Genomic DNA, 20,538 nt, shown 5'->3' on the forward strand with positions numbered 1-20,538 from the left:
TGAAACTTTCAGTGTATAATCCCCCGCGTAAAAACCCATAATATTTTGAAAGGAATCATCATGAGCCATCCCCAATCAGCCATTATTCCTGATCACGCACAAGCCGGTATTTTTATCGAAGCAGACATTTCAGACGGCCGCAATGAAGACATCAAATCTGCCTGCCGTCTTTCTTTGGAGGCTCTGGCTAAACTGAAAACCCGTTTTCCGAATGATATTTTGGGTTTGACCATTGCCTTTGGCAGCCGCGCATGGCAATCGTTCGGCCATACTGACGAAGGCAGCGAAATCAAACCTTTCCCAGAATTGGGCAACGGCCTCGCACCCTCCACCCAACACGACCTCTATATCCACATTCAAGCCACCGAGCAAAAAGCCGCCTACGCCTTGGCCCAATCTGTTTTCAGCGCATTCGGCGACAGCATCCGCGTAGCCACTGAAGAACACGGCCTGCGCCTGTATGAAGACCGCGGCTTGGACGGTTTTGTCGACGGTACGGAAAATCCGCAGGGCGATGACAATGTGCGCAATGTCGCCATTATTCCCGAAGGCAAGCCTGATGCCGGCGGCAGCTATGTTTTGCTGCAAAAATACCTGCACGATTTGAAAAAATGGGATGCCGTTCCCACTGCCGAACAAGAAGCCAGCGTTGGCCGCAGCAAAGAAACCAATGACGAATTCAGCAAAGACGTGCGCCTGCCAGATTCCCATCTCGGCCGCGTCAATGTTAAAGAAAACGGCGTTGGCCTGAAAATTGTCCGCCGCAGCCTACCCTTCGGCAAACTCAGCGGCGAACATGGTTTGATGTTCACTTCCTATTGCAACACGCTGCACAATATTGAAGTTCAACTGCTCAATATGTTCGGCGAATCTGACGGCAAAACCGACTTACTGCTGAAACATTTGTCTAAAGCCGTATCAGGTGCTTACTACTACGCACCTTCTGTCGAACGTTTGCAAAATCTTTAACGGCTCAAAGGCCGTCTGAAAAAAACCTGCCTTTTCAAAGGCAGGTTTTTGTTATTTAAATTCCCTTAATATTTTATGGTATTATCATAGAAATTTATCCCATCGTTGCTTAATAAACCCTGATTACAGACAACGATAAAAACTGATACGCCCCAAGCAGCTATTTTCGATAAAATAAACCCAATTATTATCCCTATAAAATTACGACACCATGTATAAATCCCGCCTTCTTCCCCTGCCCGTATTGATTCTCTCCGCGCTGAACGCCTATGCGGCCAATACGCCGAATCCGCTTGATCAAATCGATAAAAACGTACCCAACCAATTCGACAAAGACTTCCGCGACAACCTCGATCAGATTCATTCGGTCGAAATCCAAAAACGCGAGCAGTCGGCATGGGATTTACAGAAAAAACAAGATAACGACACGGTTGCACAAGAGGTGCCGTCTGAAAACAATACCGAATGCTTGGATTACACCGGTATCGAGCTTTCCGGCATTACCCTTATCGATTCCCAAAAGATTGAAGCCAAGTTACCCAAATGCATCAATCAAAACAACATCAACCAACTGAACCGGGACATCGTTGCCGAGTATATCGCTCAAGGCTATCCGCATACGCAAATCAAATTTGAAACCACGTCTGAACGCGTCCTGAAATTGGCAGTCATCGAAGGCAAAATCCGTGAGATTACCGGCGGCTCCCGTACAGTCAACGTCGATACCCTCTTCCCCGATCATCAAGGCAAACCTCTAAACATCCAATACCTCGACCAAGGTATTGAACAGGCAAACCATGTTGCCGGCAACAACGTCAGCATCGATGTTTATCCGCATGATGACGGCACCGCCTCCATCCAACTCAACAACGATGCCCAAAAACATTGGGGCGGCAGCGTCACCATCGACAATAAAGGCAGCAAACCCAATACCACGACACTTCGCGGCAGCCTGAATATCGGCAGCCCGTTGGGATTGAGCGACTCCCTTTATCTAAACGGCTATACCAATCTAAACAATCACGACAGCCATTACAGTCGCGGCGGCAGTATGTTCTACCAAGTACCTTATGGCGCATGGACATTCAGCACTTACGCCGCCGCGTCGCAATCGCAAAGCATCTTAACGCCCAGCGTAACGCGCTATGCCTACCGCTCCAAATCCAAAGCGGCAGGAATCAAAGCGGACCGCGTATTTTCACGCAGTCAAAAACACATTACCTCCGCCTATGCCGGCATCGATTATGTGAAACAGACTGCAAAATTTGCCGACAGCAAACTGGAACTGCAAAGCCCGGAAATCTATTCGGCACAAGTCGGCCTGTCGCATACAACCATCCTGCCAAACGGTATTTGGCTCAACAATATCGGCGTGGAACAAGGGTTTGCGAAAAATACCGAACATACGCCGTTCGACAAGCGCTATACCTCTGTATCCTTGCAAAGCAATTTGATTCAAAACCGCCCATTGGGTAAATGGATCGTGCGCAACCATCACCAAATCGATGCCCAATATAGCCCTCATGATTTGTTTGCCACCAAAGAAATGGACGTCGTCGGTCATCAAAATGTACGCGGTTTCCGTTCAACTTCTTTGAGCGCAAACAGCGCAGTCCTGTTAAGCAATACCGTTTATTTCCGCCGCAATACGCCTCACGGCATCTATATCGAGCCTTATCTGGGTGCAGACATCGGCGTTGCCAAAAACAATAACGAAGGTTCGCAACGCGCCATGGGTGTGGTTGCAGGTTTGAATTTGGGCAAGGCGGATAAATGGCAACTTTCTGCCGACTATGGCAAAGGTTTTGCGCGCATGCCCAACCAATCAAACAGTGAAATACAGGATCATGTGACCGTTTCTTTGCGCATTCCATTTTAAAGTTATGTAAATATATATCCTTTTATCCAATATATAAACCGCCCATCTTAACATTATTAATTTTTCATTAATATCAATAAGATGGGCGGTTTATATTTGCATTTGAAATAGTGCACACAAGGCCGTACTGGTGGTATTATTGTAAAAAATTTTATAACAATGTTAATACATTCAAAATTTCCTCAACAGAAATCTCATACCCGATATGGGATTTCTGATTCAATCTCCATCACGATAAATAAGGATTAAAATCCATGAAAATCGACACTTTATATCAGCCTAAGCTCTCAGCTTCTGGCAAAGTAACTGTCGCCGTGTGCTTTGCATTCCTGGGAAATGCAGCGGTAGCGGCCAATATCGAAGCCATCGGCCAAACTTCGGTACAGCAGCAACACAATGTTGACATCGTCAACATTGCCGCACCGACGGCCCAAGGTCTTTCTCACAACCAATATAACAAGTACAACGTTTCCCAACACGGTGCCGTTTTGAATAACGCCCTGTCTGCCGGTAAATCCCAACTGGCCGGAAACCTGTCTGCCAACAAAAACTTCCAAGGTCAGGCCGCATCTGTGATCTTGAACGAAGTGGTCAGCAAAAACCCTTCTCTGATCTTGGGTCAGCAAGAGATCTTCGGTATTGCCGCAGACTATGTTTTGGCAAACCCTAACGGCATTACCCACAACGGCGGCAGCATCCTGAATGCCAACCGCACATCCTTGGTTGTCGGTACGCCAACCGTTTCAGACGGCACGTTGAAATCTTTTAATATCAGCGACAATGGCAAACAACTGCAAGTAAACGGCAATTTGAGCGGCAACCGCGTAGTTGACCTGCTCGCGCCGCAAGTTGTTGTCGGTAAATCAGCCAATGTTAATGCCGCCGACGCCATCAACGTTTCTTCAGGCAAAAGCAACTTCGACTACAAAACCGCGCAAATCGAAGCATTGGACGCTGCTTCAAATGCGCCGGTGCTTGACGGTCATATCTTCGGCAGTATGCGTGCCGGTACCATCCGCATCCACGCGACCGACAAACGCGCCAAACAAAACATTCAAAATGCGGCGATTACCGGCACCCGCTACCTGAATATCGACAGCAAAGGCAACCTGAGCATCCAGTCTGCCAATCTGACCGGCGCACAAATGGAATTGTTTGCCCGCGATACCGACATCAAAGGCACGGTTAACAGCCATTCTGCTAACAAGTCTTCCAGCGGCAAAGAGGCGAAAAATGTTCAGCACTTCCGTTCAGACCGCAACAAAACGGAAACCTTTACCGCCAGCAATATCAATGCATCCGAGTCATTGACTTTGAACAATAGCGGCAGCCTCAACCTGAGCGCAGCCAACATCAATGCCGGCGCGCTGACCGCATCTGCCACAGGCAACTTCAATTCTAACGCGGTAAAAACCACCAACCGCATAGAATCCGACCATACTCAAAGCAAAGGCCTTTGGTACAACAACAACCTGAGCTCTTCTGCTGACGAAAGCCTGCATCAAACCAAAATCAATGCCGGCTCTGTCAATATTGCCACCACAGGCAAAGTTCAATTGGATGCGACCGAACTAAACTCGGCTGCTGATGCTCGCATTGCCGCCCAACAAGGAATCGTATTGAGCAGCAACAGCGAAACCGACAGCAGCTCGACTTATGTCAGCTTCAAAAATGAAACTGCCGCCCTGAAAACCGGTATCGCTACAAAATCTTCCAAAAACTCTACCGCCCATCAAACCAAAATCTCCGCAGCCGGTGATATCGGTTTGATTTCCGAAGGCGATTTGAGCACTTACGGCGCAAGCATCGCGGCAAACGGCAATGTCGTTACCGATGTCAACAAGATCAACTTGGGCACTCAAACCACCACTAATACCAACAGCCTCGATGACCAGAAAAAATACTGGGGCGGCCTGTTCGGCGGTGAAAGCCAAGTTCAAAACAACCGTACAGAAAACCTGCACGGCAGCAGCATTACTGCCAACTCAAACGTAGTCTTGGGTGCAAAAAACGGCGTCAACGTTTACGGCAGTACCGTTGAAGGCCAAGCCGGTACATTCGTCAGCTCCAAAGCAGGCAATGTTGATATTAAAAACGCCACCAGCACCGATACTTCCGCACAAAGCGCGCGTAAAGGTACGATTTTCAATATCACTACCTCTAAAACCAGCAGCAACAGCAGCATTGAAAAAGTAACCGGTTCTACCCTGGTTTCCAATGCCGACCTGACCGTTGTTTCCAACAAAGACATCAATGTGATCGGTTCTGCATTGTTTGCGGCACAAAAACTGCAACTGTCTTCCGCAGGCGATTTGACCATTGATGCAGCCAAAGCAGTAGAAAACAAGCAGGTCAACGAGTATTCCATCAAAGGCTACTCTGGTATCGAAACCAATAAAGAAAACGGCAGCGTGACTGCCAAAGCCGGTATCAAATTTACCGATACCCACACCGACACCCATTCTGTCGGCCTGAACGGCAGCATTTTGACCGGTAAAAACACCCAGTTGTCTTCCAACTCAAACGTTACCGTCAGCGGCAGCCAAGTCAACGGCGAAGAATCTGTCAACATTTCCGCAGCCAATGACGTCAATGTTGTTGCATCCAAAGGCAGCAGCACTGTGACCGAATCCGGCCGCGTAACCGATTTGGGCGTATCTGCTACTGCATACGAAAAAAATAACGTTGCAGGCGTCGGCGTATCTGTCGGCATTACCAGCACCAAAACAGATGCAACTACCGTAACGAATACATCCCATGTATCCAACATCAACACCGGCGGCAACGCTACCATCACTGCAAACGGCAATATTAATCAAGAAGGTACCGTGATTAACGCGACCGGCAATGTGGTTGAATCTGCCAAAAACGTTACCCATGCAGCGGCACACAGCGGTGCAAAATCCGATGTGAAACAAAACGGCGGCGGTTTGGTCGTTTCTGTTGGCATCAGCACCAACAAAGGCATCGGCGGTGAAATCACTGCACAAGGTCAAGGCAACTCTTCGACCCACAATGAATCCACTGCAACCGTAACCACCATCAACGCAGGCAATGCCATCGTTTTGGCAAATGACAAAGTGTCTGATGAAGGTACAAAATATGATGTTACCGGTGCGATCAACATTGATGCAGGTTCATACCACAACACTGCCGCCCACAACACCAGCAACAGCAGCAGTAAACAAGGAGGCGCTTCTTTGACTGTCGGCGCATACACCAAAGACGGTTCAAACGTTGATGTGAATGCCAACCTGAACGTCAACTACGCTGATGAAAACAAAAAAGAATCTACCGCCGTCAAAGGCGATATGAATGCGACCAATGTTGTCATCAACGCCAAAGACTCTGCTGAAATCGCATCCAACATTACTGCCAACAACAACGTCAACATTACCGCAGGCAACGGCGTAACCTTCACCGAGTCAGCCAATACTGCCTCCAACCAAGGTACAGCCGTTAATGTCGGTATCGGCGCTGGCGCGACAATCAATGTTGAAACCGGTGTTGCCGTTCCTCACGTCAACGGCTCTGTCGGCGTCAACAAAACCGATAACGCGTCTTCTACCGCCGCAGGCGCAAATGTAGTGGCCGGCAACGATATTAAAATCAATGCCAACAACGGCGACGTCAACCTGCACGGTACCAACCTGGTATCCAATAACTCCGTTGAAGTAGAAGGCAACAAAGTCAATACTTCCGGCGCGATCAGCAGCGTTAACGAAAAAAATCTGACCGTCAATGTCAACGGCAGCTACGCTTCAGGCAAACCAAACGGCGGCATCAACGCCAAAGGTAAAAACGACGCCACCGTAACCAATACGGCAAACACCATCCAAAGCGACAATGTTGTTATCACTACCGGCTCTCCAACCGGTTTGAGCGTCAACAATACGACCATCAACGGTAATAATGTTGCGTACTACTATGACGACAGTAAAGCTCCTGCGGCGAACCGTTATACCTACCATCCTCGCCAACCAAGCTACGCCAGACGCCGTTTGCGCTACTAAAATGCACTATTGAAGTCATTTAATAGCCATTAAGACATGCCGTCTGAAAACAGAAAGTTTTCAGACGGCATTTTTATCATCAATGCAAAACAACACACTATCTCTGTTATGATAATGCCTCGCTAATATTATTCCGTTCCAACCATGTCTTCCGCCCTTCCTTTTGACGCGCTCACACTTTCCATCGACGGTACCAACCTCATCGAAGCTTCTGCCGGTACGGGTAAAACCTACGGCATTGCCGCGCTTTTTACCCGACTGATTGTTTTAGAAAAAAAAGACATCGAGAAAATTCTGGTCGTTACCTTTACCAAAGCGGCGACGGCAGAACTGAAAACCCGTTTGCGCGCGCGTTTGGACGAAGTGTTGCAGGTTTTGAACGAAATCCAAACCTTGGGCGGCGAGCCGGAACATATTTCAGACGGCCTGAACAAATATTACGAAAAAGAGAAAAAATCCCCCGATGACTTTCTCAATCGCTTGATTCCTTTGGCTTTAGGCGAGCAAGACGGACAGGAAAGCTGCCATCGCCTGACTCTCCGCCTCAAAGCCGCGCTGAGCCAGTTTGACAACGCATCGATTTACACCATCCACGGCTTCTGTCAGCGCGTCTTGCGCGATTACGCGTTTTTGTGCGGCGCACCTTTGGATGTCGAGCTGTCGGACGACTCGCGCGAGAGGCTGCTGATTCCTGCGCAAGACTTTTGGCGGCAAAAAGTGGCAACCGATGCCACATTGGCACAATTGGTTTTTGATCGGAAATGCACGCCTGAAGAAATGCTTGCCGAAATCAAAAGCTATACCGGCCGCCCCTATCTGAAATTCAGACGGCCCGAAGGCGATTTGAAAGAAGCCCAAGCTAACCTTCAAGAAACATGGCAAAAAGTTTGCAGCCAGTTGGAAGACTTGGAAAAAGCGTTTTGGGTAATCTTGCCCAAACTTAACGGCCAGATCTACAGAAGAAATACCTTTGAAAATGTTTTTACCGATTTAAAAACAAACTCCGAATCCAACCGTCTGCCCCGCCTAAGCAAACAAACACTAGGAAAACTAAACCATTTCAGTGTCGATACACTCAACAGCAAACTGAAAAAAGAATATAAAGCCGATGCCGATGCGCCGGAAATTATTCAGCTGCAAGCCTTGGCCAATCTCGGTCGTGATTTGCAGGCAATGGAAAGCGCAGAAGAAGCAGTCTTCATCTGCCTGCAACTCGACCTACTTTCCTACATCAACCAATCCATTGCCGAACAAAAAAAATCACGCCGCGAGCGTGTGTTTGACGATTTGCTACTGGATGTCCATCAGGCATTGACCACCAATGAACACGGCAACGCATTGGCAAAAGCGGCGGCAGCAAACTGGGAAATCGCGCTGATTGACGAATTCCAAGATACCGACCCGCTGCAATACGAAATTTTCCGCCAAATTTTTATCGAACAAGGCTGCCCGCTGTTTCTCGTTGGCGACCCCAAACAGGCGATTTACAGCTTTCGCGGTGCGGACATTTACGCCTATCTGCAAGCCGCGCAAGATGCGGACAGGCATTACACCCTCGCTGTCAACTATCGCAGCCATGCCAAACTGATTAACGGCATCAGCGCCTTGTTCAAACAAAAAAAACACCCCTTCGTATTGGAAAACATCGATTACAGCGATGTCTCCGCTAGCCGCGCCGAAAGCCGGCTGTCGCCACACCGCCCCGCCATCCAAGTGCGCTGGCTCAATACGGACGACCAAACCGACAAAGAGATTTTGCGCGGCTGTGCCGCCGAATATTGCGCCGATGAAATTGCCTTTGCGCTCAATGAAGCAGCCGAAGGCCGTCTGAACTTCAAAGGCCGCGCGTTGGAATCCGGCGATATTGCCGTCTTGGTGCGCACCAACAACGAAGCGGCGATGATTGCAGGGAAACTGAAACAGCGCCGTATCCAAAGCGTGTTGCTGTCGCGCCAGTCCGTTTTCGATTCCGCCGAGGCAGACTCTCTGTCCGCGCTGATCGGCTTTTGGCTCAACCCAAGGCAAACCGACTGGCTGCGCTTTGTCTTGACCGGCGTTTTGTTCGGCTATACCGCCAAAGAGATTTACGAACTCAACCACAACGAACACCAGCTGCTGAAATGGCTGGAGTCGTCTGCCCAAGCCATGGAAAAATGGCGGAAAGGCGGCATTTTTGCCGCCGTGCAGCAGTTTGCCGCCCTACATGACATCGAAACACGCCTGCTCAAAGGCGGCAACGAGCGTAGCCTGACCAACTACTATCAAATTCTGGAGCTTTTGGCCGAAGAAGACAGCCAAAGCCGCAACCCTGCCGCCCTGCATAAATGGCTGAACGAACAAATCAGCCGTGCGCGCAGCGGCCATTTCCCATCAGACGCGCAAACCATCCGTCTTGAAAGCGACGAAAAACTGGTCAAAATCGTTACCATGCACGCGTCGAAAGGTTTGCAATATCCTTTGGTTTACTGCCCCTTCGCATGGGATACCAAAGACAATTCCAAAGAAAACTGGAAAATCCTGCATACTGACAACCACGAAACCGAGCTGCTGGCCAAATCGCAAACCTCAGAAGCAGAACTAAGCCACCTTGCCGACGAAAAGACGGCCGAAGATTTACGCCTACTTTATGTCGCCCTTACCCGCGCCGAAGAACAGCTCAATATCTACGCCGCCGCCAACAAAAACTGTACGCCAAACAATCCTTTTGCCTATCTGCTCGAAGGTTTGCCGGATGCCGGCCGCGAAAGCGTCAGCCAAAGCTATAAAAGCGCGACAGACGTTGTGGAAATGCTCAAAACCAACTGGCAACGCTTTATCACAAACACGCCTGAAAATACGGAGTTTGCATTCACGGAAGAAGCCCCGCCGGAAACCGTCTACCAATACAGCCGCCAGCAAGACCAAGCTTTTAGCGCACATAGCATCAAACGCCGCGATTTTGACTTTATCCGCCACACCAGCTTTACCGGTTTGAGCCGGCATACCAAGTCAACCGACGAACAACACGAGCCTTTGCAACCTGCCATCGATCCGGCAGAAAGCGCAGACCGTGCCATGCCGTCTGAAAACCTGCCGCCCCCACTTTCAGACGGCCTCGATATCCACCATTTCCCCCACGGCACCAATGCCGGCGTATGTTTGCATGAAATGCTGGAAAAACTCGACTTCGCCGCCTCTGCCGAGAGCCAATCCGAAATGATTGCCGAAGTTTTGCAACGCCACAGCTTTGAAGACAAATGGCTGCCGACGGTAATCACCATGCTCGATACCTGCCGCCTTACGCCTTTAATCAACGAGAGCCTGTCGCAGATTCCGCCGACCCGACGCCTGCCCGAAATGGGGTTTACCCTGTACATGGACGATTTCAAACTGGACGACTTGCGCCGTTGGTTTGCCTCAAGCGAAGCAAACCTGCCGCCCGAATGCGTTCAAGCCGCGCAACTGCTTGACTTCCATGATTTACAAGGCTATTTGAACGGCTTTATTGATATGGTTTGCCAAGATTCAGACGGCAATGTCGTTTTAATCGACTACAAATCCAACCATTTGGGCAACGATGCAAGCGCCTACACGCAACAGGCGATGAACGAAGCCGTGGCACATCATCACTACTATCTGCAAGCCCTGATCTACGCCGTTGCCACCGCACGCTACTATGCCCTGCGCGGCAAGCCGTTGCCCAAAATCGCCATCCGCTACCTCTTCCTGCGCGGCATGGACGGCTCGGATCGCGGCATTTGGAAATGGGACATCGATACCGCCCTGCTTTCCACTTTCGTTGAACGAAAAACAAATTCTTGATAAATCATTTTGTTAAGCCGTCAAAAAGGCCGTCTGAAACGTTTTCAGACGGCCTTTGATTATTTGTGCAAACCGCATTCCTTACTGTCTTTGCTTTCCCACCACCATCGCCCGGCGCGGATATTTTCGCCTAGCTTGACCGGACGCGTGCAGGGTTCGCACCCAATACTGGGATAGCCTTGATGATAAAGCGCATTGAGCGGAACTTGGTGTTCGTGTGCATATGCCCAAACATCCTGCTCTTCCCAATCAAAAATAGGATTGAATTTGGCGATGTTGCGGCCGGTATCCAGCTCTTCAAAATTCAATTCGCTGCGCGTTTCGGACTGGCTGCGGCGTTGTCCGGTCAGCCATGCGGGGGCGTTGTGCAAAGCGCGGTTGAGCGGTTCGATTTTGCGGATATGGCAGCAACGGCGGCGCAACTCGACGCTGTCGTACATCGCGGTCGTGCCAAATTCCGCTTCAAATTCATCGGCGGTTTGTCGGTTGGGATAAAACACTTCCAATTCGGTTTGATAACGCGCATTGGTTTCGGAAATCAGCGCGGCGGTCTCGGGATTGAGTTTGCCCGTATTGAGCGTGATGATGCGGATGGGTAGTTTCAGACGGCTCACGGCATCGGTAATGACCATATCTTCAACTGCAAGGCTGGATGCGAACACGGCTTGCGGATAGCGTACGGCAATGTCTTGCAAACGGCGCTCCAAAGCGGCTGCCAACTCAGGCAGGCGGCGGCGTTCGGCATCGCTGATTTCGGGGATTTTCCAGAGTTGTGGACGGAATAAAGACATGGCTGGTTGTTCCTAATAATTTTCAGACGGCCTGTTGAAACGGCTGCCGATATGGTTATGGAACAATATTGTCCTGCGCCCTATCTTCAAACGGAAAGAATGCTTTTCTATTTCTTTATAACCAAAGCGTCTGCTGCTGGTTTTTCGGCAGCAAATGACTCACACCGATACCGATCAGGCGGAAGGCGTCTTCGCGTTGCGGCGGTATGCGTTGCAACAAAGTATGCGCCGCCTGAAGCAGCGAGGCGCTGTCGGGAAGGACGGAAGAATACGTCAGCGAACGCGTAATAATGCGGAAATCATGGGTTTTGAGTTTGAGGGTAACGCCTTTGGCTTCGACGTTTTTGCGTTCGATTTGCCGCCAGAGGTCTTCGGCAAGGTGCGGCAAATGACTTGAAGCCTGCGCCAAAGACAAATCTTCGGGCAAGGTAATTTCGGTTGAGATTTGCAGGCGTTCACGTTCGGCTTTGACAGGCCGCTCGTCAATACCGCGTGCCAAATCATAAAGGCGGTAGCCGTAGCGGCCGAAATGGTTTAAAAGTTCGCCGCGCTCAAAACGGCGCAAATCGCCGGCAGTTTGCATACCGAGGGCATTCATCTTTTTCAGCGTGACTTTGCCGACACCGGGAATCTTACCCAACGGCAGGCTCTCCAAAAACGCCATGATTTTTTGCGGCGGCAACACAAACTGCCCGTTTGGCTTCCGCCAATCTGAAGCAATTTTTGCCAAAAACTTATTGGGTGCAATACCTGCGGAGGCGGTCAAACCGGTTTCTTCAAAAATTTCGGCACGAATGCGTTTAGCCACCTCGCTGGCGTACGGGATATTTTCAAAATTTCGGGTAACATCCAAATAGGCTTCGTCCAAAGACAAAGGCTCGATCAAATCGGTATAACGCCGAAACACGGCATGAATCTGCGCCGATACTTGGCGGTACAAATCAAAATGCGGCGACACAAACACCGCCTGCGGACACAGCCTTTTCGCCGTCGCCACCGACATGGCCGAGTGCAAACCGAATTTGCGCGCCTCATAAGAAGCGGCACAAATGACCGACCGCGTACCGTCCCACGCCACAACGACCGGCAACCCTTTCAGGTGCGGCTGCTCGCGCAGTTCTACCGAAGCGTAGAATGCGTCCATATCGATATGGATGATTTTGCGTTGAGACATGGGAAAAGATGGATAAGAAAAAGGCTTATTGTAACAAAAGGCCGTCTGAAGTTTCAGACGGCCTCTATGTTTAAGCCCTATTTTTTACTGGAAAGCTGGTCAAATAATCCGCCGTCGGCAAAGAATTTTTTCATGATTTCTTCCCACGGGCCAAATTTCTCATTCGGATTAAACGTCTCAATCTCAGGGAAATCGGCTTTGTGTTTTGCCAATACTTCAACATTGCGCGGACGCAGGTAAAGATTGGCGGCCAACTCTTGGGCAGGTTCGCTCCAGAGGTTTTGCAGATAGGCTTCGGCAGTGGCGCGTGTGCCTTTTTTGTCGACTACGCTGTCCACGACGGCAACCGGCGCTTCGGAAAGAATAGTGTAGCTTGGATAAACAATTTCAAATTGGTCTTGGGTCAGCTTTTTGCTGACGTAGTTGGCCTCATTTTCAAAGGTAACCAAGACATCGCCGATATGGCGTTGGCTGAAAGTCGTCGTCGCCGCACGGCCGCCGTTTTCAAATACAGGCGTGTTTTTCAGCAATGCGGCCACAAAATCTTTGGTTTTGCCTTCATCGCCGTTATTCACTTTCAAACCATAACCGTACGCACCCAAAAAGGCGTAGCGGCCGTTGCCGGTGGTTTTCGGGTTGGCCAAAACAATTTGCACGCCGTCTTTGGCCAAATCGCCCCAGTCTTGGATGTGTTTCGGATTACCTTTGCGCACCAAGAAAACGACGTTGCTGGTATAAGGCACGGCATTGTCCGGCAGGCGCGTGTTCCAATCGGCTTTGACCAAACCTTTTTTCACCAAAAGCTCAATATCGGAAGTCTGGTTCATGGTCACCACATCGGCAGCCAAACCGTTGGCGACAGCCAAAGCCTGCTTGCTGGAGCCGCCGTGTGACTGTTGGACTTCAACCGATTGTCCGCCGTTTTTTGCGGTAAACTCTTTGACAAACAAAGGATTGTATTCTTTATAAAAATCTCGTGCGACATCATAAGAGACATTCAACAGCTTCACATTACCGCCCTTGCCTGCGGAAGCTGCATTGTCGGCAGATTGTTCGTTTTTGGGAGAGCAGGCACTCAACGCCAGCGCGGCGGTCAATGCGGCAAAAGAAAGGGTACGGATATTCATGGTCGGCTCCTATTAAAAGTATGGCGATACTTTATCGGGATCGGAGGCAAACGGGAAATAATGTTTGCTTTTGGGTTTATCAGTTTTGGTTATATAAACCGAGGCCGTCTGAAATCAAAAAATAATTATTTATAACTATAAAATCTAAACCATATTATTTACAAAGTTAATAAAAAAGAGTACCGTTCGTATTTGCCGAATCATTAGGCGTTTTGTTCAATAATCGAAAAATGGAGTGTAGAAACGATGAAACAATGGATGCTTTTAGGATTGCTGGGATTAGGCGCAGCGGCACAGGCGCACGATGTTTGGGTGGCCGCACCGACACATCAGCCTGCCGGCCAAATCCTGCATGCGGATTTGGGTTACAGCCATGACTTCCCCAATGTCGAAAAAATCGCCGACGACCGCGTGCATATTTTCAAACCGCTGCAATTGACCGGCAACTCAAAGAAAACCGTTGATTTGGTAAATAAAGGCGAAAACTATCAATACGTTTCCAGAGCTGCTTTGCCTGAAGGTTCCTACTGGGTCAGCGCAACCTACAAGCCTACTTTCTGGTCGAAAAACAAAGATGGCTGGAAACAGCAAACCTTAAAACAACTGGCCGGTGCCACCTATTGCGAACAGGCACAAATGTTCGGCAAAAGCTTTGTCCAAGTGGGCAACGGCGCAGTCGATGAAGCGGTATTGACCCGCCCTATCGGCCAAGAGCTGGAACTGGTTCCGCTGCAAAATCCGAACGAAGTCAAAGCCGGCGGCATTTTGCCGGTCAAAGTCCTGTACAAAGGCGAGCCTTTGGTTAAAGCCACCGTTACCGCCAGCTCGGACACTTTGGCCGAAATGGACTTGGAATCAACCCATGACCACCGCGAGCCTCAAGGCTTCTCCGGCAAAACCGATAAAAACGGCGTGGTCAATGTGATTACGTTGATTGACGGCTTGTGGAAAATCAAAGTCGTGAACGAGACCGATTACGGCGATAAAAGCGTATGTCAGAAAGACAATACTTACGCAACGCTGATTGTGCCTGTCGGTACCAAACGCGCGGCTGCACGCCATGCCCACCATCATCAACATTAACAGCCATTAAAAAAGGCCGTCTGAACTTTCAGACGGCCTTCATTTATTCTAATTCATAACCCAAATTTCTAAAAAAACGGGAGAATGTTTCCAATTTATCCTCATTCAATTGGGCAAACCGGACACGGTTGCAGCCGGTCAAGACCACATTGCCCATCCAATGCGCCCCAAAGACACGCTCTAAAGGGACATTCCTCATTTGATTGATAAACGGTACTTCTGAAGAAAATTGTGTAGCAATATTCGGAGGCGCGAATTTCAAACCCAAGTCCTGCAATCTATAACGATGTTGCGCCGTCAAAAACATATCTTCGTGGTGCAGCCGTATCAGCCATTCCATATCGGCAATTTTTTCGTCTTTCGGCGGCAAAGGCGGTCGGATTTCTACATTTAAGCCCAGTTGTCGTGGCATAGCTAAAAGCCGTCTGCTGCGCAGGCTGAAACCGCCATTCTGCGGCTCGTCCAAATTTGGAGAAGTCTGAATCAGATGTTGTTTGGCCAAATATTGGTCGGTTCCCTTCAGGAAAAACTGCCCGTCGGCTTCGGTTTCCAACAAAATCGGCAAAGGTGCGCCGATATAGTCATATTCCCGATAGGCATCCTGCCAGTTTTGACCGTTCAACACCCAGCCGTCATTTTGAACGATCAAACAATAATCAGTATCGATGTAATACATCAGTTGGTACAAAACAAACAGATTATATTCGAGATAACCGAATGGCCGGCAAGGCTGATGTCGGATATTTTCCGGCAAACCTTGCGGACAGCTCGGGCTGATCAGCAATCCACGGCTTCCAGGCAATTCGGCACAGCTGCGGATAATTGCATACATCGTGCCCTCGGTATAAGAATCTGCACCGGTAATACCAACCACGGTAATGTCAGCAAAACTCATTATATGTTTCTCCTGTTTCAGACGGCCTTTGAGTTATTTACGACACCTTGTTGCAAATTTCTTTCAAGCGATACAAGGCATCCAAGGCTTCGCGCGGCGTGAGGTTGTCGGGCTGAATTTGCGCCAAAGCTTCAGCCAATTCATTGGCCTGCAAATTATCAACAGGTTCAATTTCTTGTGTTTTCCCTTCCTCATCTGCCCTATTTTCAGACGGCATTGCGCTGAAAATGTCCAACTGCGGGCGGTTGGCGGCGGCTTGGTTTTCCAAATCGTTTAAATGCTTTTGAGCCGCTTTCAAAGCGCGGTTGGGCAGACCTGCGAGTTTGGCAACGGCGATACCGTAGCTTTTGCTGGCAGGACCGGGTTCGATGTGGTGGAGGAAGACGATGTCTTGGCCTTGCTCAAGTGCGGAGAGGTGCATATTGACTGCCGTTGCGTGGGCTTCGGGCAGTTTGGTTAACTCAAAATAGTGGGTGGCAAAGAGGCTGAAGGATTTGTTTTTTTGCAGCAGGTGTTCGGCAATGGCTTGCGCAAGGGCGAGACCGTCAAAAGTCGAAGTGCCGCGACCGACTTCGTCCATAAGGACGAGGGATTGCTCGGTGGCGTGGTGGAGGATGTAGGCAGTTTCGCTCATTTCGACCATGAAGGTGGAGCGGTTGGAAGCTAAGTCGTCCGATGCGCCGATACGGGTAAAGATTTGGTCGATGGGCCCGATTTGTGCGGCATCGGCGGGGACGAAGCTGCCGGTGTGCGCCATGAGGACGATGTGGGCGACTTGGCGCATGTAGGTGGATTTACCGCCCATATTGGGGCCGGTCAGGAGCATGAGGCGGTGTTTGTGGTCGAGGCGGGTGTGGTTGGCGGTGAAGTGGCGCACTTGTTGCTCGACGACGGGATGGCGGCCGTTTTCGATATGGAGGACCGGATAGTCGGCAAACTCGGGGCAAACGAAGCCGCGTTCGGCTGCAATCGCGGCAAACGTAGAAAGTACGTCGAGGGCAGCCGCGGCTTTGGCGGCTTTTTGAAGCTGGGGAAGGGTCGTCTGAATGTCTTTGAGGAGGGCTTCAAACAGGCGTTTTTCCAATGCCAATGCCTGCTCTTGCGCGGTCAGGACTTTGTCTTCGAAGGTTTTGAGTTCAGGGGTGATGAAGCGTTCGGCGTTTTTCAGGGTCTGGCGACGTTGGTAGTCGGCGGGGGCTTGTTCGGCTTGGATTTTGGATAACTCGATGTAGAAGCCGTGGACGCGGTTGAACTCGACTTTGAGGGTGGAGAGGCCGGTGCGTTCGCGTTCGCGCGCTTCAAGCTCGAGCAGGAATTCGTCGCCGTGGTTTTGGATGTGGCGCAACTCGTCAAGTTCTGCCGAATAGCCTTGGTTGATGACGCCGCCGTCTTTGAGCCAGACGGCGGGTTCTGGCATCACGGCGGCTTTGAGGGTTTCGGCGACGGGCAGGGTTTCGGGGAAAACGGCTTTGAGGGTTTCTAAGAGACTGCTGCCCTCGGCGGACAATTCGATTTCGGACAGGGCAAATAGGCTGTCGCGCAGGGCGGCGAGGTCGCGTGGGCGGGCGTTGCCGACGGCGATGCGGGCGGCGATGCGTTCGATGTCCGCGATGTTTTTCAGACGGCCTTGCAGGGTTTCGTATTGCGAACTCAACGCAGCAACGGCTTCTTGGCGGGCGCGGATGTGGGCGCGGCTGCGTAAGGGGTGGTGCAGCCAGAGTGCCAAGAGGCGGCTGCCCATGTGGGTGGCGCAGCCGTCAAGTATGGAAAACAGGGTCGGCGATTTTTTGCCGGAGAGGGTTTGCGTGATTTCGAGATTGCGGCGCGTGGCGGCATCCATGCCGATATATTGGCTGTCGGTTTCGAGCGAAATGCCGTCTAAGTGTTGCGGCATCAGGTTTTGCGTCAAGCGGATGTAGTTCAACAGCGCACCCGCCGCACCGATGGCGACTTCGTGTTCTTTGCCGTCCAAACCAAAGCCGTGTAAGTCTTGGCAGCCGAAGTATTCGGTCAACAATTTCGCGCCCGCGTCGGCGGCAAACTGCCATGAGTTCAGACGCGTGATGTTGGCGGAGGTTGCCTGAAAACCGTCAGGCAGGCTTTTACCTTCAGGCAACAGGATTTCCGCTGCCTGCAAACGCGCCAGCTCGTCGGCGAGTTTGTCCGCCGTCGTCAGCTTGGTTTTGAATTCGCCGCTTTGCAAAGAAGCCCATGCAATGGCAACGTTTTTCTTGTCTGCGTTTACCGCCACAATGCGGTTGGTTTCCTTGTCTTCCAAAAACGCCGCGTCGGTCAGCGTGCCGGGCGTTACGATGCGCACGACTTTGCGCTCCACCGGCCCTTTACCCGAGCCGACTTCGCCCACCTGCTCGCACACCGCCACGCTTTTGCCCATCTTCACCAGCCGCGCCAGATACTGCTCCGCCGCGTGAAACGGCACGCCCGCCATCTTAATCGGCACGCCGTCCATCTGACCGCGCGTGGTCAGGGTGATATCCAGCAGCTTTGCCGCTTCCACCGCGTCATCCAAAAACAACTCGTAAAAGTCGCCCATACGGTAAAACACCAGCTTGTCAGCGTGTTGCGATTTGATGGCGAGATACTGCTGCATCATCGGGGAAACGGTGGGTTTGGACATGGAAAAGCCTTAGAAACGCAAAAGCGTTATTGTAACAAAAGGCCGTCTGAAAAACAGGTTTCAGACGGCCTTTAACAGCAGCTTGGTTTTAAGCCAAAGCCACTTCCAAATTATCAATCAGGCGCGTGGTACCCAAACGGGCGGCGACAAGCACCACCAATTCTTTATCGCCAACATGAGCCACTGCCAAACTGTGTGCATGGCGGATTTCAACGTAATCAACCACCCAGCCGGCATCGGTCAAACGGTGGATACATTCGGCCTCAAGCTGGGCGTAATTAAGATTGCCGTTTTTCAAGGCGGTGGCAATGTTTTGCAACTCTTGATAGAGGCGCGGCGCTTCTGCGCGCTCTGCTTCGCTCAAATATTGGTTGCGGCTGGAAAGTGCCAGGCCGTCTGAAGCGCGGCCGGTATCGACGGGTACGATATCGATATTGAAATTCAAGTCTTCGACAAAGCCTTTGATAATCGCCAGCTGCTGATAGTCTTTTTTGCCGAAACAGGCGGTATCGGGTTGAACAATGTTGAACAACTTGGTTACAACGGTCGCCACGCCACGGAAATGGCCTGGGCGGAATTTACCGCACAATTCATTTTGCAGGTGCGGAGGCTCGACATTGAAACGCTGTTCCACATTCGGATACAGCTCTTTTTCATCAGGCGCAAACACAACGGCAACGCCCTCGCCTGCCAATTTGTCGGCATCTTGCTGCAAAGTGCGCGGATATTTGTCGAAATCTTCGCCTTGTCCGAATTGCAGGCGGTTGACAAAAATACTGACCACAACGTTATCGGCACGTTTTTTTGCTTCGCGCACCAGCGCGAGATGGCCTTCGTGCAGATTGCCCATGGTCGGCACAAATGCCACTTTTCCGGCAGTTTTGCGCCACTCGCGCAATTCTTTAATCGTATGAATAATTTGCATGGTTTGAAAAATCCTTTATCTTTTCCGCCGTTTCATCAACGGAAATCACGCGCCGATTATACGCTTTTATTCATCAAAAAGGCCGTCTGAAATAAGTTTCAGACGGCCTGTTTATTTTATCCGGCAAACGTATGTTCGACAGATGGGAACGTTTTTGCTTTGACTTCGTCCACATAGGCTTTGACCGCAGCTTGAACGCTGTCTTTGCCCTGCATAAAGTTTTTCACGAATTTGGCGGTTTTACCGGGGAAAATGCCGAGCATATCGTGCATCACCAAAACCTGACCGTCGCAATCCACGCCTGCGCCAATACCGATGGTCGGGCAAGAAACTGTCTCGGTCACTTTTTTCGCCAACTCTGCAGGAACGCATTCCATCAATACGATTGCCGCACCTGCCGCATCATGCGCTTTGGCGTCGTTGAGCAACGCTTCCGCCTTGTCGCCGCGGCCTTGAACTTTATAGCCGCCGAATGCAAACACGGATTGTGGAGTCAGGCCGATGTGGGCGCAAACAGGGATACCGCGAATTTGCAGAAATTCAGTGGTCTCCGCCATCCAGACACCACCTTCAAGCTTGACCATATGCGCGCCGGCCGCCATCAACTCTGCCGCTGCCGCAAATGCCTGCTCTTTGCTCTGCTGATATGCGCCAAACGGCAAATCGCTGACAATCATGGCATTTTTAGTGCCGCGAGCCACGCATTCAGTGTGGTAGCACATATCTTGCAAACTCACCGGCAAAGTGGACTGACGACCTTGCACCGCCATACCCAAAGAATCGCCGACCAGCAACACATCCACGCCGGCATTGTCCATCAGCGCGGCAAAGCTGGATTCATAAGCGGTCAGCATGGCGATTTTTTCGCCCTCTGCTTTCATTTTTTGCAAAGTGTTTACGGTAATCATGGTGTTTTGTGTGTTCCGCCCGACGGGCAGCCCTTTGTTGTAATGGAAACGCGGTATTATAAGGTCTGCTTTTAAAATATCAAAGCATAAGCAAAAAGCCCGACTGCTTTCACAATCGGGCTTTTAATTGGTGCCGGCACCAAGAGTCGAACTCGGGACCCCCTGATTACAAGTCAGGTGCTCTACCAACTGAGCTATACCGGCTTACTGAAATGCCTTGCAGCACCATCAGTCTTTAACTGGTGCCGGCACCAAGAGTCGAACTCGGGACCCCCTGATTACAAGTCAGGTGCTCTACCAACTGAGCTATACCGGCAAGGAAGTCGGCATTATGC

12 protein-coding genes and 2 tRNA genes are annotated in these 20,538 nt (G+C 50.5%); 5 read left to right on the forward strand and 9 right to left on the reverse strand.

Annotated features, from left to right (window positions below; translation table 11 throughout):
• Positions 1–60 precede the first annotated feature (60 nt).
• The 4 genes from ACTHSN_RS09540 to recB all read left to right on the forward strand — a co-directional run bounded on the left by ACTHSN_RS09540 (position 61) and on the right by recB (position 10,662).
• Positions 61–969 carry a Dyp-type peroxidase gene (locus ACTHSN_RS09540; protein ID WP_070459946.1) on the forward strand — a complete coding sequence of 303 codons (909 nt, stop codon included), beginning with the start codon at positions 61–63 and terminating at the stop codon, positions 967–969.
• Positions 970–1,180: 211 nt separating this feature from the next.
• Positions 1,181–2,848, forward strand: a complete 1,668-nt coding sequence (locus ACTHSN_RS09545) for a ShlB/FhaC/HecB family hemolysin secretion/activation protein (RefSeq protein WP_070459943.1) — start codon at positions 1,181–1,183, stop codon at positions 2,846–2,848.
• A gap of 254 nt (positions 2,849–3,102) precedes the next feature.
• On the forward strand, positions 3,103–6,861 hold the full coding sequence (locus ACTHSN_RS09550; protein WP_070459940.1) for a hemagglutinin repeat-containing protein: 3,759 nt from the start codon (positions 3,103–3,105) through the stop codon (positions 6,859–6,861).
• Positions 6,862–7,005: 144 nt separating this feature from the next.
• Positions 7,006–10,662 carry an exodeoxyribonuclease V subunit beta gene (gene recB, locus ACTHSN_RS09555; protein ID WP_070843470.1) on the forward strand — a complete coding sequence of 1,219 codons (3,657 nt, stop codon included), beginning with the start codon at positions 7,006–7,008 and terminating at the stop codon, positions 10,660–10,662.
• Positions 10,663–10,721: 59 nt separating this feature from the next.
• Here recB and ACTHSN_RS09560 read toward each other — a convergent pair whose 3' ends face one another.
• The 3 genes from ACTHSN_RS09560 to ACTHSN_RS09570 all read right to left on the reverse strand — a co-directional run bounded on the left by ACTHSN_RS09560 (position 10,722) and on the right by ACTHSN_RS09570 (position 13,748).
• Positions 10,722–11,453: a phosphoadenylyl-sulfate reductase gene (locus ACTHSN_RS09560; RefSeq protein ID WP_070712574.1), complete on the reverse strand. Its 732-nt coding sequence runs from the start codon at positions 11,451–11,453 to the stop codon at positions 10,722–10,724.
• Between the two features lie 115 nt (positions 11,454–11,568).
• Positions 11,569–12,627, reverse strand: a complete 1,059-nt coding sequence (gene dinB / locus ACTHSN_RS09565) for a DNA polymerase IV (RefSeq protein WP_070712571.1) — start codon at positions 12,625–12,627, stop codon at positions 11,569–11,571.
• 77 nt (positions 12,628–12,704) lie between these two features.
• Positions 12,705–13,748: a sulfate ABC transporter substrate-binding protein gene (locus ACTHSN_RS09570; protein WP_199900787.1), complete on the reverse strand. Its 1,044-nt coding sequence runs from the start codon at positions 13,746–13,748 to the stop codon at positions 12,705–12,707.
• Between the two features lie 252 nt (positions 13,749–14,000).
• Here ACTHSN_RS09570 and ACTHSN_RS09575 point away from each other — a divergent pair, with 252 nt between their 5' ends.
• On the forward strand, positions 14,001–14,837 hold the full coding sequence (locus ACTHSN_RS09575; protein WP_070712566.1) for a DUF4198 domain-containing protein: 837 nt from the start codon (positions 14,001–14,003) through the stop codon (positions 14,835–14,837).
• 43 nt (positions 14,838–14,880) lie between these two features.
• On the opposite strand, the gene ACTHSN_RS09580 is transcribed toward ACTHSN_RS09575, so the two are convergent.
• The 6 genes from ACTHSN_RS09580 to ACTHSN_RS09605 all read right to left on the reverse strand — a co-directional run bounded on the left by ACTHSN_RS09580 (position 14,881) and on the right by ACTHSN_RS09605 (position 20,519).
• Complete coding sequence (locus tag ACTHSN_RS09580) at positions 14,881–15,732, reverse strand: DUF5672 family protein (protein ID WP_070712563.1); 852 nt, start codon at positions 15,730–15,732, stop codon at positions 14,881–14,883.
• A gap of 37 nt (positions 15,733–15,769) precedes the next feature.
• Positions 15,770–18,370 carry a DNA mismatch repair protein MutS gene (gene mutS / locus ACTHSN_RS09585; RefSeq protein ID WP_440365281.1) on the reverse strand — a complete coding sequence of 867 codons (2,601 nt, stop codon included), beginning with the start codon at positions 18,368–18,370 and terminating at the stop codon, positions 15,770–15,772.
• Between the two features lie 88 nt (positions 18,371–18,458).
• Positions 18,459–19,295: a pantoate--beta-alanine ligase gene (gene panC, locus ACTHSN_RS09590; protein ID WP_296184313.1), complete on the reverse strand. Its 837-nt coding sequence runs from the start codon at positions 19,293–19,295 to the stop codon at positions 18,459–18,461.
• A gap of 116 nt (positions 19,296–19,411) precedes the next feature.
• A complete protein-coding gene (gene panB / locus ACTHSN_RS09595) occupies positions 19,412–20,203 on the reverse strand; it encodes a 3-methyl-2-oxobutanoate hydroxymethyltransferase (RefSeq protein ID WP_107867541.1) in 792 nt (263 codons plus the stop codon).
• Positions 20,204–20,331: 128 nt separating this feature from the next.
• Positions 20,332–20,407: transfer RNA gene (locus ACTHSN_RS09600), tRNA-Thr, on the reverse strand.
• Positions 20,408–20,443: 36 nt separating this feature from the next.
• Positions 20,444–20,519: transfer RNA gene (locus tag ACTHSN_RS09605), tRNA-Thr, on the reverse strand.
• Positions 20,520–20,538 lie beyond the last annotated feature (19 nt).

The organism is Neisseria sp. P0009.S010 (assembly GCF_051958545.1).
Classification (GTDB): Bacteria; Pseudomonadota; Gammaproteobacteria; order Burkholderiales; family Neisseriaceae; genus Neisseria; species Neisseria subflava_A.